This window comes from Calditerricola satsumensis, from assembly GCF_014646935.1.
GTDB lineage: Bacteria > Bacillota > Bacilli > Calditerricolales > Calditerricolaceae > Calditerricola > Calditerricola satsumensis.
In genome coordinates this window covers 1-20,015 of sequence record NZ_BMOF01000030.1, presented here as the reverse complement: position 1 = coordinate 20,015, position 20,015 = coordinate 1, and the positions used below count along the sequence as shown (strand labels likewise).

Annotated in this window: 14 protein-coding genes and 1 pseudogene; 11 read left to right on the top strand and 4 right to left on the bottom strand. The window is 66.7% G+C overall.

Translation table 11 applies throughout. The annotated features are described in order from the left end of the window. Positions 1-97: 97 nt before the first annotated feature. The 6 genes and pseudogenes from IEX61_RS07940 (at position 98) to IEX61_RS07915 (ending at position 9,876) form a co-directional block, all read left to right on the top strand. Entirely contained in the window at positions 98-1,252 is a 1,155-nt protein-coding gene (locus IEX61_RS07940) for a metallophosphoesterase family protein (protein WP_054672049.1), read from the top strand. Beyond that, positions 1,249-4,389, top strand: coding sequence for an AAA family ATPase (locus IEX61_RS07935; RefSeq protein ID WP_188817473.1), 3,141 nt, complete (start codon positions 1,249-1,251; stop codon positions 4,387-4,389). Before IEX61_RS07940 ends, IEX61_RS07935 begins: the two co-directional genes overlap by 4 nt. 363 nt (positions 4,390-4,752) lie before the next feature. Next, positions 4,753-6,415: pseudogene (gene hutU / locus IEX61_RS07930) on the top strand (urocanate hydratase). A gap of 27 nt (positions 6,416-6,442) precedes the next feature. After that, a complete protein-coding gene (gene hutI, locus IEX61_RS07925) occupies positions 6,443-7,720 on the top strand; it encodes an imidazolonepropionase (protein WP_188817471.1) in 1,278 nt (425 codons plus the stop codon). Next, positions 7,713-8,702 (top strand): agmatinase family protein, encoded by a 990-nt coding sequence (locus IEX61_RS07920; RefSeq protein WP_188817469.1) that lies wholly within the window; start codon positions 7,713-7,715, stop codon positions 8,700-8,702. Before hutI ends, IEX61_RS07920 begins: the two co-directional genes overlap by 8 nt. A 19-nt stretch (positions 8,703-8,721) precedes the next feature. Further along, positions 8,722-9,876, top strand: coding sequence for an MFS transporter (locus tag IEX61_RS07915; RefSeq protein ID WP_188817467.1), 1,155 nt, complete (start codon positions 8,722-8,724; stop codon positions 9,874-9,876). Between the two features lie 94 nt (positions 9,877-9,970). On the opposite strand, the gene trpS is transcribed toward IEX61_RS07915, so the two are convergent. From trpS to adhP, 3 genes are all read right to left on the bottom strand, one after another. Beyond that, positions 9,971-10,960, bottom strand: coding sequence for a tryptophan--tRNA ligase (trpS, locus tag IEX61_RS07910; protein ID WP_054673060.1), 990 nt, complete (start codon positions 10,958-10,960; stop codon positions 9,971-9,973). Positions 10,961-11,028: 68 nt separating this feature from the next. Next, positions 11,029-12,333: an MFS transporter gene (locus IEX61_RS07905; RefSeq protein ID WP_188817465.1), complete on the bottom strand. Its 1,305-nt coding sequence runs from the start codon at positions 12,331-12,333 to the stop codon at positions 11,029-11,031. 169 nt (positions 12,334-12,502) lie between these two features. Beyond that, positions 12,503-13,516 carry an alcohol dehydrogenase AdhP gene (adhP, locus tag IEX61_RS07900; RefSeq protein ID WP_054672134.1) on the bottom strand — a complete coding sequence of 338 codons (1,014 nt, stop codon included), beginning with the start codon at positions 13,514-13,516 and terminating at the stop codon, positions 12,503-12,505. A gap of 520 nt (positions 13,517-14,036) precedes the next feature. On the opposite strand from adhP, the gene glyQ reads away from it, so the two are divergent. After that, positions 14,037-14,972, top strand: coding sequence for a glycine--tRNA ligase subunit alpha (gene glyQ, locus IEX61_RS07895; RefSeq protein ID WP_172673566.1), 936 nt, complete (start codon positions 14,037-14,039; stop codon positions 14,970-14,972). A gap of 3 nt (positions 14,973-14,975) precedes the next feature. Then, the gene (glyS, locus tag IEX61_RS07890) at positions 14,976-17,057 is read left to right on the top strand and encodes a glycine--tRNA ligase subunit beta (protein WP_188817463.1); all 2,082 of its coding nucleotides are present in this window, start codon (positions 14,976-14,978) and stop codon (positions 17,055-17,057) included. Positions 17,058-17,454: 397 nt separating this feature from the next. Here glyS and IEX61_RS07885 read toward each other — a convergent pair whose 3' ends face one another. Beyond that, on the bottom strand, positions 17,455-18,735 hold the full coding sequence (locus IEX61_RS07885) for a phytoene desaturase family protein (protein WP_188817461.1): 1,281 nt from the start codon (positions 18,733-18,735) through the stop codon (positions 17,455-17,457). A 214-nt stretch (positions 18,736-18,949) separates the two neighbouring features. Between IEX61_RS07885 and IEX61_RS07880 the strand changes: the two genes are divergently transcribed. The 3 genes from IEX61_RS07880 to IEX61_RS07870 all read left to right on the top strand — a co-directional run. Then, entirely contained in the window at positions 18,950-19,228 is a 279-nt protein-coding gene (locus IEX61_RS07880; RefSeq protein WP_054672570.1) for a hypothetical protein, read from the top strand. 9 nt (positions 19,229-19,237) lie between these two features. Then, positions 19,238-19,639 (top strand): hypothetical protein, encoded by a 402-nt coding sequence (locus tag IEX61_RS07875; protein ID WP_188817459.1) that lies wholly within the window; start codon positions 19,238-19,240, stop codon positions 19,637-19,639. Between the two features lie 165 nt (positions 19,640-19,804). After that, positions 19,805-20,015 (top strand): transposase (locus tag IEX61_RS07870; RefSeq protein WP_188817457.1); only part of this gene is annotated, 211 nt, incomplete at its 3' end.

Genomic DNA, 20,015 nt, shown 5'->3' with positions numbered 1-20,015 from the left:
CGGCGCGGGCTCGCGAAATTAGACTCCGTCACGGAAGACAGGGATCGGCCGTCTGCGGGCCGTCGCCCCATCGTGCGCGCGGAAGGAGGGGAACGCGTTGGGCGTTCGCTTTGTCCACACCGCCGATGTCCATCTCGACGCGCCGCTTTCGCACCTTTCCCTGTCACCGTCCCGACTCGCGCAGCGCCGCGCGGAGTATCGGGAGACGGTGGCCCGCATCTTTCGGCTGGCCCAGGAAAAAGCGGCGCACCTGATCCTCATTGCCGGCGATTGGTTTGAGCATGAGCTCGTGCAAAAAAGCACCATCGCCTATTTGCGCGAGTTGTGCGCCATGGTGGCCCCTATCCGCGTCTTTGTGGCGCCCGGCAACCATGACCCCGCCCTTCCCGACTCCTACTACCGCACCGTCGACTGGCCGGAGAACGTGCACGTGTTTGGCGGGGAATGGGAAACGGTGTACCTGCCCGAGCTGGATTGCGCCGTGCACGGGTACGGGTTTGACCGCTACGCCGTGACCGAGCCGGTGGTGCGCGCCTTTGCGAATCCGGTGCCCGAAGCGCGGCACCACATCATGGTCGTCCACGCGTCGCTAGCGCAATCGGAGCACGCCGGCGAGCACGATCCCTACCTGCCGGTGACGGTGGAGGAGCTGGCGGCGACGGGCGTGGATTACGTGGCCCTGGGCCACATCCACAAAGGGCAAAAGATTCCCCATCCCGCCGAACCGAGCCGCGTGCTGGCCGCCTACCCCGGCAGCCCCGAGGGGCTGGGGTGGAAGGAACAAGGGGTGCGCACGGTGCTCTACGGCGAGCTGACCGAGCGCGGGGTCAAGCTGGAGACGCTCCCCATCTCGTGCCGCGCCTACGTGGTGCGGGACGTGGACGTCTCCGGGTGCGAGACCCCGGAGGCCGTGCTGGAGCGCGTGAGGCGCCAAATCAAGGGGGAAAACCCCGAGAGCCTGCTCCGTTTGCGCCTCGTCGGCCTGGTCAATCCCGCCCTGTCCGTGGAGACGGGGTGGCTTCGCGAGCGGCTGGCCGACGCCTTCTTTGCCGTCGATGTGGTGAGCGACGTGCGGCCGGCGTATGACGTGCAGCAGTATGCCCAGGAGCCCACCGTGATCGGCGGCTTTGTGCGCGAAGCCTTGCGCCGCATCGACGAGGCACCGGACGAGCGGGAAAAACGGCTGTGGACCGACGCACTCCATGCCGTGCTGGACCTCCACGCCTACGGAAGGCTGGTGGAGCGAGGATGATCGTGCGCCAACTGTTCATTCGCGGCTTTGGCAAATGGGAGAACGCCACCTTCACCTTTTCCCCGGGCTTCAACCTGATCGAGGCGCCGAACGAGGCGGGCAAGACGACGCTGCTCGAGGCGCTCCTTGCCGCCCTGTACGGGCTGAAGCGGGATTACGTGTCGCAGCGCAAGTACCTGCCCCAGTACGAGCGGTACAAGCCCTGGACGGCGAAGACCTACGGAACGGTGGTGGAATACGAGGTGCTGGGCCAGGTCTACCGCCTCGAGCGCAACCTGGACCGGCAGAAGGACGAGAGCCGGCTCTACCTCCTTCCCGAGATGGCCGACATCACCCGCCAGTACCCCCAGGACAAGCGGCGGGAGCGCAATTTTGTGGAGGGGCAGATCGGGCTGAACCGCACCCTGTTTGAGCAGGTGGCCGTCCTCCATCCGCTCCCGGTGGAGCACGCCGACCATCTCCTCGATCACCTGCGCGGCCTCAGCGCCTTCGGGGACGAGACGTCGGTCGCGCCGCTTGTGGAGGCGCTCGAGCGGGAGATTCGCGCCATCGGGAAAACCGACCGCGGCCAGACGCCCTACGCCACCGTGCTCCGCGAGATGCGCGAGGTGACGGCGGAATGGGAGCGGGCCCAGGAGCGCGCCGCGCGCCTGCGCCGTTTGGAGCAGGAGCACCGCACGGTCCGCGAACAGCTGGCCGCAGCGGAACGCGCCGTCGCCGCGTGCGAGGAGCGCCTGGCCCGCGTGCGGGCCGACATGCGTCGCCTCGACGCCCTGCGCGCGCGCGAGCAGGAACGCCAGGTGCTTCTGGAGCGGCGCCAGCGGGCGTCGGCGGCTCTGGGCGAATGGAACGAGGCGGTGGAGCATCTGGCGCAATTGGACCAGGCCCTGTCCGAGGTGCGCCACGCCGCCGCCTACCAGCCGGGGGATGCGGAGCGGGCGCGGGAGTTGGCCGAACGCGTGGCGCGCGCGGAGCAAAACGTCGCCGAACTGGAAGGGCGGCTTTCGGCGATCCGCGAGGCGCTCGAGGCCTTGGAAGAAGGCAGCGCCTTCACCGTCGACTGGGGCGCGGTTTCCGACGCGGACTGGCAGGCGTACGAGCGGGCCGTCGAACGGTGGCAGGAGGCGGTCGCGCGTCTCGCGCAGCTGGGCGGGGAATACGGCCAGACGCCCAGTCCGGTTGACCAAGCCGAGCGGGCTGCCCTGCGCGGTGCGTTGCGGGCCCTGGAGGCGCACCAGGCGGAGCTGCGCGCGCTAAAGGAAAGGCAGGCGGAGGCCGAGCGCCGGCGCGCGGCGATCGAGGCCGAGCGGACCGCGCTGCGCGCGAAGCAACAGCAACGGCGCAACCTAGCCCAGCGGGTGGCGGAAAAGGAAGGGCGCCTGCGCCAGCTGCGGGAGCGGCAGGCCCGCGCGAGTGGCAAGGGAATCCGCCGCGTGGGCCTCGCCCTCGGCGCGGCGATCCTGACGCTGGGCGGTGCGCTCCTCTTGTGGCAGCCGCTGTGGGGAGGCCTCTTGGCCGTCATCGGTGCGCTGGGCCTCGTGATGGCCTGGTGGTGGCGCGCCCGAACGACGGAGTCTGCGAAAGAGGCCCGCGACGTGCTGGACTTGCTGGCCCGGGAATGGGAAGCCGACCAGGCGGCCTTGGCCGCGCTGCCGACGGAGGACGACCTTGCCCGGTACGATGCGGACCTGGAGCGGCAGATGGCCGACGCCGCCCGCGAGGCCGAGGAGGCTGCCCGCCTGGTCCGCGGAAAAGAACGGGCCGTGGAGCAGCTCTTGGCCCAATGGAACTGCGCCGACGCGGAGGCCTTCTACGCCCTTTACCATGAGGCGCTGCGGGAGGCCGACGAGCGGGAGCGCCCCCGCCTGCTGCGCGACGAACTCCAGCGGCAGAAGGCGCGCGCGTGGGAGACGCTTGCCGCGTTTCTGGCGGCGTGGGGGGTACCTCCGGATGCGCAGGATCCCGTGGGGCAGGCGGCGCGCCTGCGGGCCGAGCGGAACGCGTACGCGGAGGCCGCGGCAAAGCGCGAGGCCCTCGCGCGCGAACAGGCCATCCTGCATCAGCGCTGGACCGAGGTGCGGGCGGAGCTGGAGGCGGATCGCGCGGCCCTCGCCGACATTCTCGCCCGCAACGGGGTCGACACGGTGGAGGCGCTGGCCGAACGGGCCGCGGCGCACCGGCGGTGGACGGCGCTGATGGCGGCCCGGTCCAGCGCCGCCCAGCGGCTGGAGGCGCTCAAGCGGGAGGCGGACGGCGCGGCACGGGAGGCGGCGCTCGCGGCGGTGGAGGAGGCGCTGGCGTCCCTTTCCGCTGCGGCCGCCGCTGAAGGTGACACGGCTTCCGGTCATGCTGAGGCCCAGGAGGCAGATGGCGACGCGCCGGATCCGGTTCCTGCCGGCGGATCCGAAGGAGCGGGCGATGCGCTGGCCCGCATTTCCGCCCGCCTGGAGGCGTTGCGCCGCGAGGAGGAGGCGCTCAAGGAGGAGCTGTCCCGTCACGTGGCCGATCGCGACCGGCTCCGGGAGGCCGCCAGCCGCCTGCAGGGCGAGATGGCCGCGCTGGAGAGCGAAGGCCCTGGGCCGGCCGACCTGCGCTCGCGCCTCGACGCGCTACACGCAGAGGCCCGCCGCCTCGACGACAAGCGGGAAGCCCTCGAGCGCGGGCTGGCGCTGCTGCGCGAGGTGGCCCAAACCGTCCACCGCGACGTCGCACCGGTGCTGAACCGCTATGCCGCGGAGGTGATGGCGCGCATCACCGCCGGGCGGTACGATGTGCGCATCAACCCCAACGAGCGCATGGCCATCACGGCCATCGAGCAGGAGACGCAAAGCGCGCGCCCGCAGGATGTCCTCAGCCGTGGCACGTCGGACCAGCTGTACTTCGCGCTGCGTGTCGCGCTGCTGAAACGCTTCTCCTACCGCACGCCGCTTCCGGCGCTTCTGGACGACAGCTTTGCCCACTACGACGACGAGCGCCTCATGCGCGCGCTGGCCTATTTGGGCGAACTGGCCAAAACCCATCAGGTGCTGCTGTTCACCTGCCGGGATCGCGAGCGCGCGTTTCTCCGCCAGCTGGGCATTCCCTTTACCGCCATCCCGCTCGCGCGCGATCCTGTGAGCGCGGCGCGGGATGCATAGCCCGATTTTTCGCATTCGGGATGTATGCCCGGGGACGAGTTTTCCTCCCCCCATATGATGCAGTAAGCGTAAGAGAAGGCCGTTCGCATTCGAAAGTCAAGGTCGTGAAACTGAAACCCGGCCAAGTGCTCGTGGTCGTGTGCCGCAAGGAGAAGGATAAACATCATCGCTAGTCCCGGGGAGTGCCCGTTTGGCCGGCGAGCTGACCGTCCCGATATGGGGCGGTTTTTTGTTTCGGATGCGAACGGATTGTGCTGTGTGTGCTGGGCGGACGCGTATCTATAAATGGAGGCCGATCCCAAGAAACAGTTCCGGGAATCAATCCCGTCCTTCCATCCTCAAGGGAAGGGGAGAGAACCGCCCATGCAACCAACAGCCAAGCGCGTCATTCGCGCTCCGCGCGGCACGACGCTTCACGCGAAGGGGTGGATCCAGGAAGCGGCCTTGCGCATGCTGATGAACAACCTCGATCCCGAGGTGGCGGAGCGTCCCGACGCGCTCATCGTCTACGGCGGCATCGGCAAGGCGGCGCGCAACTGGGAATGCTTCGACGCCATCGTCGCCGCGCTGAAGGAGCTGGAAGACGACGAGACGCTGCTCATCCAGTCCGGCAAGCCGGTGGCCGTGTTCCGCACGCACCCTGATGCCCCGCGTGTGCTTCTGGCCAACTCGAATCTTGTGCCGGCGTGGGCCAACTGGGAGACGTTTCATGAGCTGGACAAGAAGGGCCTCATCATGTACGGCCAGATGACCGCCGGCAGCTGGATCTACATCGGCAGCCAGGGCATCGTCCAGGGCACCTACGAGACCTTCGCCGCATGCGCGCGGCAGCACTTCGGCGGCAGTCTGGATGGCACGATCACCGTCACCGCCGGCCTCGGCGGCATGGGGGGGCGCCCAGCCCCTGGCCGTGACGCTGAACGGCGGGGTCTGCCTGGACATCGAGGTGGATCCGGCGCGCATCGAAAGGCGCATCGCCACGCGGTACCTCGACATGGCCGTCGAGTCGCTCGACAAAGCGCTGCGGCTGGCCCAGGAGGCCAAACGCGAGGGACGGGCGGTGTCGATCGGCCTCCTCGGCAACGCGGCGGAAATCCTGCCCGAACTGGCGCGGCGGGGCTTTGTGCCCGACATCGTCACCGACCAGACCTCGGCCCACGACCCGTTAAACGGCTACGTGCCCGCCGGTCTGACGCTGGAGGAGGCTGCCCGGTTGCGCGCGGCCGATCCGCGGGAGTATGTCAAGCGATCCCGTGCCAGCATCGCCGTCCATGTGCGGGCCATGCTGGACTTGATGCGGCGGGGGGCCGTAGTTTTCGATTACGGCAACAACATCCGCCAGGTGGCCTACGACGAAGGGGTGACCGACGCCTTCGCCTTCCCCGGCTTCGTTCCGGCCTACATCCGCCCGCAGTTCTGCGAAGGGAAGGGGCCGTTCCGCTGGGTGGCCCTCTCCGGCGACCCGAGCGACATCCACAAGACCGACGAGGTCATCCTGCGCGAATTTGCCGACAACGAGCCGCTGTGCCGGTGGATCCGCCTGGCGCGCCGGCGCGTCGCCTTCCAGGGCCTGCCCGCGCGCATCTGCTGGCTCGGCTACGGGGAGCGGGCCAAGTTTGGAGCGATCATCAACGAGATGGTGGCCAAGGGCGAGCTTTCCGCCCCCATTGTCATCGGCCGTGACCACCTGGACGCCGGGTCCGTCGCCTCGCCCAACCGGGAGACGGAAGGGATGAAGGACGGCAGCGACGCCATCGCCGACTGGCCGATTCTCAACGCCCTCCTCAATACGGCGGCGGGGGCCAGCTGGGTCTCGGTGCACCACGGCGGCGGTGTCGGGATGGGCTATTCGCTCCACGCCGGGATGGTCGTGGTGGCCGACGGGACGCCCGACGCGGCGCGACGCCTCGAGCGCGTGCTCACCACTGATCCGGGCCTTGGTGTTGTGCGGCATGCCGACGCGGGCTATGAGCGGGCCATCGAGACGGCCAAGGAGAAGGGCATCAAGATGCCGATGTTGAAGTAACCCATGTGCGGAAAAGGACGGGGAACCATGAGCCGGATCACGTACATCAAAGGGGCTGCCCAGGTGGCCACCGTCGCCGGCGCCAGTGAAGCGCCCAAGCGAGGCGCGGCGATGGCGGACGCCGGCATTCTCGAAAACGCGGGCATTGTCGTCGAGGGCGACCGCATTGCCTTCGTCGGGCCGGACGCAGAGGCCCGGCGTTACGTGGCCGAGCGGGGCGGGGCCGACGTGGTGATTGATGCAGCGGGCAAAACGGTGACGCCGGGCCTTGTCGACCCGCACACCCACCTCGTCTTTGCCGGATACCGGGAAGTGGAGTGGGTGCGGCGCCTGCAGGGAACGCCCTACCTGGAAATCTTGCGGGAGGGCGGGGGCATCCTTGAGACGATGCGCCGCACGCGCGCGGCGTCGGAGGAGGAGCTCGTCGAGGCGGCCAAGCGGCGCCTCGACCGCTTCCTCCTGCACGGCGTGACCACCGTGGAAGCGAAAAGCGGCTACGGGCTCACCGTCGCGGACGAGCTGAAACAGCTGCGGGCGGTCCGCCGCCTGCACGAGGCCCATCCGGTGGACGTCGTCGCGACGTTTCTGGGCGCCCACGCCGTGCCGCCGGAGTACCGGCACGACCCCGACGCCTACGTCGCCCTCGTTGTCGACGAGATGCTGCCGCGCGTGGCCGATGCCGGCTTGGCCGAGTTTTGCGACGTGTTCTGCGAGGAAGGGGTGTTCACCGTGGCGCAGGCCCGGCGCATCCTGGAGGCGGCCAAGCGGTGGGGCCTCAAGCCCAAGCTCCACGCCGACGAGATGCACCCCTGCGGCGGGGCCGAGCTGGCGGCCGAGGTGCGGGCCGTCTCCGCCGACCATCTGCTCAAGGCCTCGCCGGCGGGAGTCGCCCGCATGGCCGAAGCCGGCGTGGTGGCGGTGCTCCTGCCGGGGACGGCCTTCTTCCTGCGGGAGCCGCCGGCCGACGCCCGCGCGATCATCGCCGCGGGCGTGCCCGTGGCCCTGGCCACCGACTGCAATCCCGGCTCTTCGCCCACGGTGGCGCTGCCGCTCATCATGAGCCTGGCCTGTCTCACGATGGGCCTGACGCCGGAGGAGGCGCTGGTCGCCTCCACGATCAACGCCGCCCACGCCGTCGGCCGCGCCCACGAGATCGGCAGCATCGAAGTGGGCAAGAAGGCCGACCTCGTCGTCTTCGACGCGCCAAACGTGGCGCACATCCCGTACCAGTACGGCGTCAACCTCGTCGACACGGTGCTGAAAAACGGTGCCGTCGTGGTGGAAGGAGGTGTGCGCTGTGGCTGAGGGGTACCGGTACCTCGTACCGCCGCCGATCGTTGCCCGCGGTGCGGCGGGCGACCGCTTGGACGTGCGGATGAGCCAGCTCATTCGGGAGGCCGCGCCTGGCCAGGCCTTCGACGTGGGGTTCATCGGCGTGCCCTTGTCGCGAGCGTCGATCAGCCCGTCGGCGGCCAGCGAGAACCCCACGGCCATCCGCCTGGCGTGGCGCCTGTTTGCGTCCTACAACCTCGACTACGACGTCGACCTCGCTGCCCTGCGCATCGCCGACCTCGGCGACGTGACGATGCACGTCACCGACATCCCGCGCTGCCACGCCAACATCGAGGAGGCCGTGGTGGAGGCGCTGAGCAGCCATCCGCCGTTCTTTCCGGTGTTCATTGGCGGGGACCATTCCATCACCTGCCCGATCGTGAAAGGGCTGAAGCGCGTCACCCCTGGGCGAACGATCGGCATTCTGCAGGTGGACACGCACTTCGACCTGCGCAACCTCCACGACGGGGGACCGAGCAACGGCACGCCGATGCGCGGCCTGATCGAGTCGGGGACGGTGGCCGGATCGAACATCGTCACCATCGGCGTGCACGGGCATTTCAACGCCCTGGCCTACAAGCGCTACGCCGACGAGCAGGGCGTGCGGTATTACACGGTGCGCGAGGTGCGCCGGCGGGGCGTGGAGGCCGTGGTGGACGAGGCCCTCGCGTACCTGCGCGCGCGCGTCGACGCCATCTACCTCACCGTGGACATGGACGTGCTCGATGTCGCCTTCGCCCCGGCGGCGCCGGCGTCGACGCCGGGCGGGCTGGCCACGTGGGACCTGCTCGAGGCGGCGCACCGCATCGGGCGGGAGGAGAAGCTGGCGGCCATGGACCTCGTCTGCCTCGACCCGCACCGCGACGGGCGCGCCCAGTCCACCGTCAAGACCGGCGCCCACGTCGTGCTCAACGTCCTGTGCGGATACGCGCAGCGAATTCGGCAGCAAGGATGAGAGCAAGGAAGCGATCGTGATGATCCTGCGCCTCGTTCTCCTGTTCGTCACCACCACCAACGCCTTTGCCATTCTGTACGCGCCCCAGCCGCTGTTGCCGCTCCTGGCGCGGGAGTTTGGCGTCTCCACTGCCGCGGCGAGCCTGACCATTTCGGCCACCGTGCTGGCGCTGGCCGTGGCCTCGCTGTTGCTGGCGCCGCTTGCGGACCGCTGGGAACGGAAGCGGGTGATCGTGGCGAGCAGCGTGCTCGTCACCGTTCCCAGCGTCTTCTTGGGCCTGACCGATTCCTTTGCGGCGGTGGTGGCGCTGCGCTTTCTGCAGGGCCTGTTCATTCCCGGTATCGCCGCGACGGTGATGGCCTATGCCGCCGAGGAGTTTCCCGCCGCCTACAAGGGCCGCGTGTTTGGCACGTATGTCGGCGCCACCGTGGCCGGCGGCTTTCTGGGCCGGCTGATCGCCGGGCCCATCGCCGATTGGGTGTCGTGGCAGGCCGTCTTCGGCGTGCTGGCCGCCTTCTCGGTAGGGGTGGCGCTGCTTGTGGGCGCCGGGCTGCCGCCGTCGTCCCGCCATGCGGCCGTTCGCAGCCACGGCGGCTTTCGGCGGCACCTCCGCAATTCGGCCTTGCTGGGGGCGTGTTTGATCGGATTTTCCCAGTTTTTTGCGTTTATCGGCTTTTTCACCTACCTTCCGTTCTATGCCAGCGAACCGCCGTTTCGCCTCAGCCCGACGCAGATCTCGCTGCTGTTTGCCACCTTTGCGCTGGGCGTTGTTTCGGCGCCCGTGGCCGGCTTCTTTTCCGATCGCATCGGGCGGCGGGTGACAATGGCGGCCGGACATCTGATCGGCGCGCTCGGCATCCTGCTCACGTTGCACCCCTCGATAGGCGTCCTGGCCGCGGGGTGCGCGCTGCTCACGGTGGGCAACTTCGCCTCCCAGTCGGCGACGACGGCCTACGTCACCGACGCGGCAGCGGAGGCGCAGGGCGCGGCTTCCTCGCTGTACCTCGTCTTCTACTACCTCGGCGGCAGCCTGGGCGCGTGGCTGCCCGGGCTGCTGTGGGACGCCTTTCGCTGGCCCGGCGTCGTGGCCCTTACGGTGGGAACCATCGCCGCGGCGCTGATGGCCAATGCCGGTTTGGCCGGGCGGGGGGCAAAGATGCGGCTTTCGGCCTAGCGGTCGCCGTCCTTCCGCGAAAAGGGGCTCCCGATCGACCAAAAAAACAAAGCCGCCGTCCCGGTGGGGGACGGCGGCTTTTTGCGCTTCTCGGTTAGCGTCCGCGCGGCAAGAGGCCGATCTTCTCGCGCACCGCTTCGAGCGTCCGGTTGGCCACCTGGGCCGCCCGCTCGGCGCCCTCGGCGAGGTGCTCGCGCAGGGCGGCCGATTCGACCAGTTCCCGGTACCGCTCCTGGATCGGCGTGAGGGTTTCCACGACCACCTCAGCCAGATCGGCCTTGAACACGCCGTAGCCCTTGCCGCGGTAGCGCTCCTCGATCGCTTCCAGCGACAGGCCGGAGCACAGCGCGTAGATGGTCATCAGGTTGCTGATCGCCGCCTTCTTCTCGGGATCGTAGCGCACCTCCGTTTCCGAGTCGGTGACGGCGCGCTTGATCTTCTTGCGGATGACGTCGGGCTCGTCCAAGAGGGAGATGTAGCTGTTGGGATTGGGGTTCGACTTGCTCATCTTCTTCGTCGGGTCGTCGAGGGACATGATCCGCCCGCCAACCTTCTGGATGAGCGGCTCGGGCAGGACAAAGGTTTCGCCGAAGCGCTTGTTGAACCGTTCGGCTAGGTCGCGCGTCAGTTCCAGGTGCTGCTTCTGGTCCTCGCCGACGGGCACGTGCGTCGCCTGGTAGAGGAGGATGTCGGCCGCCTGCAGCGTGGGATAGGTGAACAGGCCCGCCGAGACGGACTCCTTGCCGGCCGACTTGTCCTTGAACTGCGTCATCCGGCCCAGCTCGCCGAAGTGGGCCAGGCACTGCATCACCCAGCCGAGCTCCGTGTGGGCGGGGACGTGGGACTGCACAAAGACCGTCGCCTTTTGCGGGTCGATCCCGGCGGCGTAGTACATTGCCGCCACCTGGAGCGTCTGCTGCCGCAGCGCCTCCGGTTCCTGCGGCACGGTGAGGGCGTGGTAGTCGGCAATCATGAAGAAGCACTCGGCCTCGTGTTGCAAAGCGACAAACTGCTTGATGGCCCCGAGGTAGTTGCCGATGGTGAGCCGTCCGCTCGGTTGGATGCCCGAGAGAATCCTGCGCATGGTTGCCCTCCTTTTTGGTGAAAGGTGTGATCCGATCGCGTCGTCGATTTCCACGACTGGCGTCATGGTCACTCCAGGGCGCGGCCCCGCGTCTCCGCGCCGACAAGGAAGGCGAAGGCGCCCGCCGCGGCGAGGAGCACGCCGTGGGCCAGCAGCACGCCGCCCGCCCCCAGCGCCGGGAGCAGGGCTCCGGTGAGGTACGGCGCGGCCATGCCGCCGAGGCGGCCCGCCGCGCCGGCCAAGCCGGCGCCGCTCGTCCGCAGCGCGGTGGGGAACAGTTCCGGCGTGTAGGCGTAGATGGCGCCCCATGCCCCGAGGTTGAAGAAGGACAGGGACGCGCCAAAGACGAGCAGCTCCGCCGCTGTATCGGAGCGGGCAAAGAGCAGGGCCGCCAGGGCGGAGAGGAGAAGGAAGCTGACCAGCACCGGTCGACGGCCCCATCGCTCGACAAGCCACGCGGCGGTCAGGTAGCCGGGGAGCTGCGCCGCGGTCATGATCAGCACGAATGCCAAGGATCGCACCAGGGAGTAGCCCTGCTCGACGAGGAGCGACGGCAGCCAGATGAAGGCGCCGTAGTAGCCGGCGTTGAGGGTCAGCCACGCCAGGGCGATGAACAGGGTGCGGCGCACCAGCGGCGGACGGAACAGGTCCCCGTAGGGGCGCGGCGTCGGCTCCGGCGCGGGTTGCGGTTCCGGGAGCTCTTTTCCCTCGCCGCGCAGGGCCGCTTCCATGCGGGCCACCAGCGCCTCGGCCTCCCGGGCGCGCCCGCGCGCCGCCAGCCAGCGCGGCGACTCCGGCGCGCCCAGGCGCAGCCAGGCTGCATACAGTGCCGGGATCGCTCCGATGACGAAGGCCCACCGCCAGCCCGCTTCGGGCACGAGGAGGAAGCCGACCAGCGCCGCCAGGAACCAGCCGACGGCCCAGAAGGCCTCCAGCCACACGACAAAGCGCCCGCGGGAGGTGCTGGGCACGAGCTCGCCCATCAGGCTGGCCGCCACGGGCAGCTCCGCTCCCAGACCGATTCCCGTGAGGAAGCGGAAGAACAGCAGGGCCCCGTAGGACGGCGCCAGGGCGGTGAGCAGGCTGCCGACGCCGGCGACGAGCAGGCTGTAGGCGACAACGGCGCGCCGGCCGTACCGGTCGGCCAGCCGTCCGCCCACGGCGGCTCCGAGGAACATCCCCACCAGGCCGGCGCTGCCCAACAGCCCCATCTGTGCCGACGAGAGGTTGAAGGCCGCCTTGATCGCCGGCAGGGTGAAGCTGATCAGGCCCACGTCCATGGCGTCGAGGGCCCATCCGAGCCCCAAGAGGTACAGGTAGCGGTAATGCACACGGCCGATCGGCAGGCGTTCCAGGCGGCTGATGGCGTTCACGGTGGATCCCCTTTCTGCACGGGCAAATGCTGGCTCCTATTGTACCACATTTGGGATCCGTTGCGCCCGGTGCGGCATGGCTACCCATAGAAGAAGGCCACCGGTTTCGCCTACCGGCGAGACCGGGGCCTCGTCGTCTCGGGGACAAGAACGGCTCCTTGTCGCCCACTCACGCCAACGTTAACACGACACGCCCGTTGATTTGCCCCTTTTCCAAACGCTCGAAGACCTCATTGATCTTTTCGAGGGGCTGCGTCTCGATGTTCACCTTCACTTTCCCCTGGGCGGCGAATTCCAGGGCTTCCTGCAGATCTTTTCTTGTTCCGACGATTGAACCTTTCACCGTCACCCCGTTTAACACCGTGTCGAAGATGGGGAGCGGCAGCTCTTCATTCGGCAACCCGACAACCACGAGGGTACCGCCGCGTTTCAGGGAACGGTACGCTTGATCAAAGGCCTTCCGGGTAACGGCCACGCTGATCGCCGCTTGCACGCCACCGAATCGTTCTTGAATCTCCTGTGCCGGATCGACTTTCGCGCCGTTGATGGTGGCGTCTGCCCCCAGCTTGGTCGAGAGCTCCAATTTTTCATCGACAATGTCGACGGCGACCACATGGTATCCCATGGCCTTCGCGTATTGCACGGCGACGTGTCCCAGACCGCCGATGCCGTAGATGGCGACCCAGTCGCCCGGTTTCGCCCCACAAATTTTCAGTGCTTTATACGACGTTACCCCCGCGCAAAAGATCGGCGCCGCTTGCTCGAACCCAAGGTTGTCCGGGATTTTGACGACATAAGCAGCGGGGGCTTTGCAATATTCGGCAAAGCATCCGTGTACCGAATACCCGGTGTTCAGCTGGTGCGGGCACAACGTTTCCTGACCGGTCAAGCAGTATTCGCATTCGCCACACGCAGAATAAAGCCAGGGAATCCCGACCCGGTCACCCACTTTGAGCGAGGTGACGCCCGGACCGACCGCCTCGACGACGCCCACTCCCTCATGCCCCAGGATGGCGGGAAGTTTAGGTTTCAGTGACCAATCGGAACGTGCCAAATGCAGGTCGGAATGACACACACCACACGCTTTGATTCTTACGAGGACTTCCCCATAGCCGATTTCCGGAGTGGGCATCTCTTGGATTTCCAGCTTTTCCTTAAAACCCTTGAGAACAGCCGCCTTCATCGATAGCCCTCCCGTGGATCCGTTTTCAATTTCACTCTCTCATCTCGCAATCGCGATGTCTGTGACAAAGTGCCCAGCGTCACAGAATGTTTTTCGGTTTCCCGTATTGGGTACAAGAACAAAACCCGCGCGGGATGGGGGGCAAAGGCGGGAACGTTTGACATGCCGCTGGCGTTTCGGTATCGTTAAAAGTACGACAATCTGACGCGTGACAACGGCATACGGCCCAGCGATGAGAGAGAGGAGTAGCCAGGGGCGCTGCCTCCCAGCGAGCCGGGGAGGGTGGAAGCCCGGCGGCAGTCCTGGTGAAGGGCGCTCTCGAGCGATGGTCGATGAGGGGGTCGACGGCGCCGCGCGGCAGGTGAGCCGAAGCGGGTGCGGCGTGCGCGGCAACGCGTGTCCGTCGGCCAACTAGGGTGGAACCGCGGGAGGCACCTCCCGTCCCTAGCGCATGGCGCTGGGGGCGGGAGGTTTTCTGTTGCACGTACGGCAAACCCATCAAAGCGTGGAGGTGTCCGCCGTGAACGTTCAGGACATGGTGCTGGCCCTGCAGGCCTTCTGGGCCAGGCAAAACTGCCTCATCGTGCAGCCCTACGACATCGAAACCGGCGCGGGAACGATGAATCCGGCCACCTTCCTGCGCGTCATCGGTCCGGAGCCGTGGAACGTGGCCTACGTGGAGCCTTCCCGCCGCCCGGCCGACGGGCGCTACGGGGAGAACCCCAACCGCCTCTACCAGCACCACCAGTTCCAGGTGATCCTCAAGCCGTCGCCGGACAACGTGCAGGAGATCTACCTCGACAGCCTCCGCGCCCTTGGCATCAAGCCGGAGGAACATGACATCCGTTTTGTCGAGGACAACTGGGAGGCGCCGACGCTGGGGGCATGGGGCCTGGGCTGGGAAGTGTGGATCGACGGGATGGAGATCACCCAGTTCACCTACTTCCAGCAGGTCGGCGGCCTCGACTGCCATCCGGTGGCCGTGGAGATCACCTACGGCCTGGAGCGCCTCGCCTCGTACATCCAGGGCAAGGACAACGTGTTCGACCTGGAGTGGGGCAGCGGGTTGACCTACGGCGACGTGTTCAAGCAGCCCGAGTACGAGCATTCGAAGTACACCTTTGAAGTGGCCGACGCGGCGATGCTGTTCCGCCTCTTTGCCGACTACGAGCGGGAGGCGCAGCGGGCGCTGGAGGCCGGTCTCGTCTTCCCGGCCTACGACTACGTGCTGAAGTGCTCCCACACCTTCAACCTGCTCGACGCCCAGGGGGCGATCAGCGTCACCGAGCGGACGGGGTACATCGCCCGCGTGCGCAACCTGGCCCGCGCCTGCGCCCAGGCCTATCTGGCCGAGCGGGAGCGGCTGGGCTTCCCGCTGCTGAAGCGAAGCGGCGAGCCGGCGCAGCCCGCGTCGGACGAAACCGTCGGCATCGGCAATCCGGTGAAGGGGGAGTGACGCATGGCGACGCGCGATGTTCTGCTGGAGATCGGCACGGAGGAGATCCCGGCCCGCTTCGTGCAGGCTGCCGTTAACCAGCTGGCCGAAAAGGTGCAGACCTTCTTCCGCGACCGGCGCATCGCCTTCGGGGAGGTGCGGACGTACGCCACGCCGCGTCGCCTGGCCGTTTGGGTGAAGGATGTGGCCGAGAAGCAGGAGGACGTGAGCGAGGAGGTGCGCGGTCCGGCCAAGCACATCGCCGTCGATGAGGCCGGCAACTGGACGAAGGCGGCGGAAGGTTTCGCCCGCAAGCAGGGCGTGTCCTTGGACGACCTGTATTTCAAAGAGGTGAAGGGCGTCCCGTACGTCTTTGCCCGCAAGCACCATCCCGGCGCGCCAACGCGGGAGATCCTCCCCGAACTGGGCGACGTTATTCGCTCCCTCTCCTTCCCGAAGAGCATGCGCTGGGGAACCCACGACCTGCGCTTCGTGCGGCCCATCCGGTGGCTTGTCGCGCTGTTCGGGGCCGACGTTGTGCCCATTGAGGTGGCCGGCGTGCGGGCGGGGAACGTGACGAAGGGGCACCGCTTCCTGGGGCGCGAGGTGACCGTTGACGAGCCGGCGCGCTATGAGGCGCTCTTGGAGGAACAGTACGTCATCGCCGATGTGGCCAAGCGGCGCCAGCGCATCCTCGACCAGATCCGCGCCCTTGAGGCGGAGAAGGGCTGGCGCATCCCCGTCGACGAGGGGCTGCTGGAAGAAGTGACCCACCTCGTCGAGTATCCGACGGTGCTGTGGGGGTCCTTTGATCCGGAGTTCTTGGCCGTCAACCGCCACGTCCTCGTCACCGCGATGCGCGAGCACCAGCGCTACTTCCCGGTGGAAAACGAGCGCGGCGAGCTGCTGCCCCACTTCGTCACCGTGCGCAACGGCGACGACCGGCACCTTGACACGGTGCGCAAGGGGAACGAGAAAGTGCTGCGGGCGCGCCTGGCCGACGCCCGGTTCTTCTACGAGGAGGACCAGAAGCTGTCCATCCTTGATGCCCTCGCCAAGCTGAAGGCCATCGTCTACCACGAGGACCTGGGCACGCTGGCCGACAAGGTGGACCGCGTGCGCACCCTTTCCGCGCGCATCGCCGACGCCCTCGGCCTCGACGCGGAGACGAAGCGGCTTGTCGACCGCACGGCGGAGATCTGCAAGTTCGACCTGGTGACGCAGATGGTGTACGAGTTCCCTGAGCTGGAGGGCATCATGGGCGAGGATTACGCCCGCCGGGCCGGCGAGCCGGACGCGGTGGCCCGGGGCGTCTTCGAGCACCACCTGCCGCGCTTTGCCGGCGACCGGCTGCCCGCCTCCGACGTCGGCGCCGTGGTGGGCGTGGCCGACAAGGTGGACACCCTCGTCGGCTTCTTTTCCCTCGGCCTCATCCCGACCGGCTCGCAAGACCCCTACGCCCTGCGCCGGGCGGCGAGCGGCGTCGTGCACATCCTCCTCGACCGGAAGTGGCCGCTTGCGCTTGACGCGCTCTTGGACGCCGCCCTCGGCCTGTACGCGGAGAAGGGCCTCGGCAAGCGGCCGGCCGACGAGGTGAAGGCCGACCTGCTGGCCTTCTTTGCCCAGCGCCTCAAGACGGTGCTGCAAGAGGGCGGCATCCGCTACGACGTGATCGACGCCGTGCTCGGCTCCGATTTTGCCGACCTCGTGGCCGCCGTGACGCGGGCCAAGGTGCTGGAGGCGCGGCACGAGGAGGAAGCCTTCCGCGCCGCCGTCGAAGCCTTCACCCGCCTGTACAACCTGTCACGAAAAGCGGAGACGGCGGGAGAGGTGCAGGAGGCGCTGTTCGAGGAGGATGCCGAGCGGGCCCTGTACAAGGCGTATCTCGCGGCGAAGGAGCAGGCGGAGAAGGCCGAGGCTGCCGGCGATTGGGCCGGCGTCCTCGACGCCTGGAGCGCGCTGGCGGAGCCGATCCACGCCTTCTTCGATGCCGTCCTCGTCATGGCCCCCGATCCCGCCGTGCGGCAGAACCGCCTGTCGCTCATCAAGCGCATCGCCGACGACCTGTGGCGGTACGCCGATTTCAGCAAGCTGGTGCTGGCGTGATGCACGCTACAGCCCCCGGGACCGGGACGCATCAGTGCCTTCTGTCCGGAATACCGGGGGCTTTTCACCACAACAAAACCATGCAAAAGGAGGGGTGAACTTTGACACCAGCTGTGCTCTCGAATTGTTTGTTAATAATTTGACATTGCGGTCGAATCGGAGCTCAAGGAACAACCGTGGGGCATGACCAATTTTCGCCTCACCGACCCCGATGGGTATTATTTGCGGATCACGTCACCCAAAAAGGGCGAAGAAAATTGATCCGCCGATGCGGGAAAAAACGCATGCCTTCTATGCGAACGGGCTCCCGGAAGGCCCGGGAGCCCGTCTGGGTTCAGTCGACGCGTCACGGGGAGACGCATACGGGTCTTGCCGATGCGCGTGGGTGCCGTCGGCCTCAGTGGGCCAGAATCAGCTCGCTTGCCGCGTAGGCGCTGGAGAAGGACAGCTCCGACAGCTGTCCCTTCCCCTCGCACCAGTCGCCGGCGAAGTAGAGGTTTCGGTAGTCGGGGAAGAAGACGGGCATCGGCTGCTGGTCCATCGTCCACTTGATTTCCTGCACCACGGCGCGCGGAGAGAAGCGGGGCACGACAAGCCGCTCGCGCCAGCCGGGGAAGTGCTTGTCGTACAGGTCCTCCACCGTTTTCTTGTACGCCTCGATGCGCTCCTTGTTCCCCACGTCCTCGCGGCTCAAGTACAGGATGGCCTGCAGGAGCTGGCCGCCTTCGGGCACCGACGTCTCGTCGTAGTAGGAGATGTCGGTGATGAAGCACTTGTGGGCCTTATCGTAGATGTAGGTGTAGGGCACGTCGATCCGCTCGCGCAGCCCCACGTCGTACACCAGGGCGTAGGTGGGGTGGTATTGGGCGTACTGGGCCACAAAGTGCTCGATGTGCGTCCCCTGGAAGATGGACACGAGTTCCTTCGGCGGGATGCAGAAGAGGAACAGGTCGGCCGTGTAGGTCTCGTCGGCCGTGTGCACGGCCCGCACCCGGTTGTCCTCCACCGTGACGCGCTCCACCTTCGCCTTGGTGTGGATCGTCCCGCCGTGGGCCTTGATGACGCGCACCAGCTCGTCGATGAGCGCCTGCCAGCCGCCACCGATGTACGTCACCGGCTTGCGGGTGGAGAAGATCGTCTTGTAGTAGCGGAAAAAGACGTCCGATGGGATTTTTTCCGGCTCGCGGGTGAAGAAGTTCGATGAGGCCAGGGTGAGCATCATGTCCTTGACGTCGGGATCGAGCTGCTTTTCGTCCATCCACCGGCCAATCGAGAGGTGCGGATGGCCGGTTTCGACGCCAAGGAGCGTCTTGAGCACCTCAAAGGCGAACTTCACCTTGTCCGGATAGGTGAGGAGCTTCGTTTTGAACAGCCCGCGGATGTTGGCCGGCAGGTCGGTCAGCTTGTCGCCGACGTCGTATTTGGCCCGTTCAGGGCTGAAGTCGCGCCAGTCGATGGACAGGCCCAGCTCGCGTTCCAGCGTGGTGAGCACCGAGCGGTCGCGGCCGTAGATGGCGTGGGCGCCGAAGTTGAAGGCAAACCCCTTGATGCGCAGTGTCACGGCCCGGCCGCCGAGAGCCCCGCGTTCGAGAACGGTGACGCGGAGCCCGTGCTTGGCCAATCGCGCCGCGGCGGACAGGCCGGCCAACCCGCCGCCGACGATGACCACGGATGCCATGAACGATCACCTCGAGTGTCCGTCTTGTTGGGCGGATTTCGTTTGGGAGCCTTCCTTATTGTAAATGAAGAGCTGAGAATTTGACAGATTGGTGACCGACAAGGATGAGGATCTCACCATTCGAAATTGTTTGTGTTGCGTTGAAACGGTTGTGTCCTCCGGATAGAATGGGATCGAGAGGCTAAATGGTCTGTCTGTTCGAGGAGGGATTCCCATGCGATGGGTGGCGGTCGGGTTGGTTGCGGCGGCGTGGGTGCTGGGTGTGGCGACGGTGTGGACGGGAGGCTGGGGCGACTGGTTTCCGGACGGTACCGGATACTGGACGGCCAACCTTCTCGCCATCGCCCTGGCGGCAGGCGGCGTGATTGTCGCGGCATGGCAATACCTGCGCCGCCAGCGGTCGACGGTTGCGCTTCTCCTTCTCGGCATCTCCGCGGTGCTGTTGGCGGTGCCCCTCGCGTTCTGGATGCTGCTTGTGTCAAAGGGGGTGTGAGGGTTGGGGATGGGATGGAAGTGGGGGCGGCTCATCGCATTGGGCTTGGTTATCGGTGTGGTTGGCTGCCAGGCTCCGGTGAATTCGCAGGTTGATGGCGATGCGAAAGGCCAATGGATCGATGTGCCGCTGGATCCGGATCAGGCGCGGAAGCTGCAGGAAGAGGTGGACAACGGGCATCGCGTGGGGTTAATGGATCCCTCGCAGGTGGCGTTGGAGTTTTTGGACCACGTTTTGAAGGCCAAAAGCGCGCGTTCCGAGGTGGTGGAGACGCGAGAAGAGGGGATTCGGGTCGAGCGCCACACGTTGGAGGACGGCCGTGTCGTCGAGCTCCGGTTGGTGCAGCCCGTGCGCAAGGATGCCACGGGAATCTGGGTGGTGGAGAACTACCGGTTTGTTACAGGAAATTAGGTAGGACAAACGAGAAGGTTTCATTATGAACCGTCTGCCGGTGAGTTGAGTCCGTATTCTTGTGTAAAAAGGACTCTCTGAAAAAAGTTAGAGAGCCATTTCCAATCCCCCTCGGTTAGAATGGAGCTTGAACCCACAAAAACCAAAAAGGGAGAGGGGATCGAAATGGCTCACGATCAGATTACCGTAGATGCACAGCTTTTGCATCAACTTTTTCTCCGCGACACGAAAGACGAGGCGCTCGCCAAGCTCCTGGAATCCGTCTTGAATCAAATTTTGCAAGCCCAGGCCACGGAGCAGCTGCGTGCAGAGCCCTATGAACGGACGGAAGAGCGCCAAGGGTATCGCAATGGAACGTACCCGCATCAGCTTACGA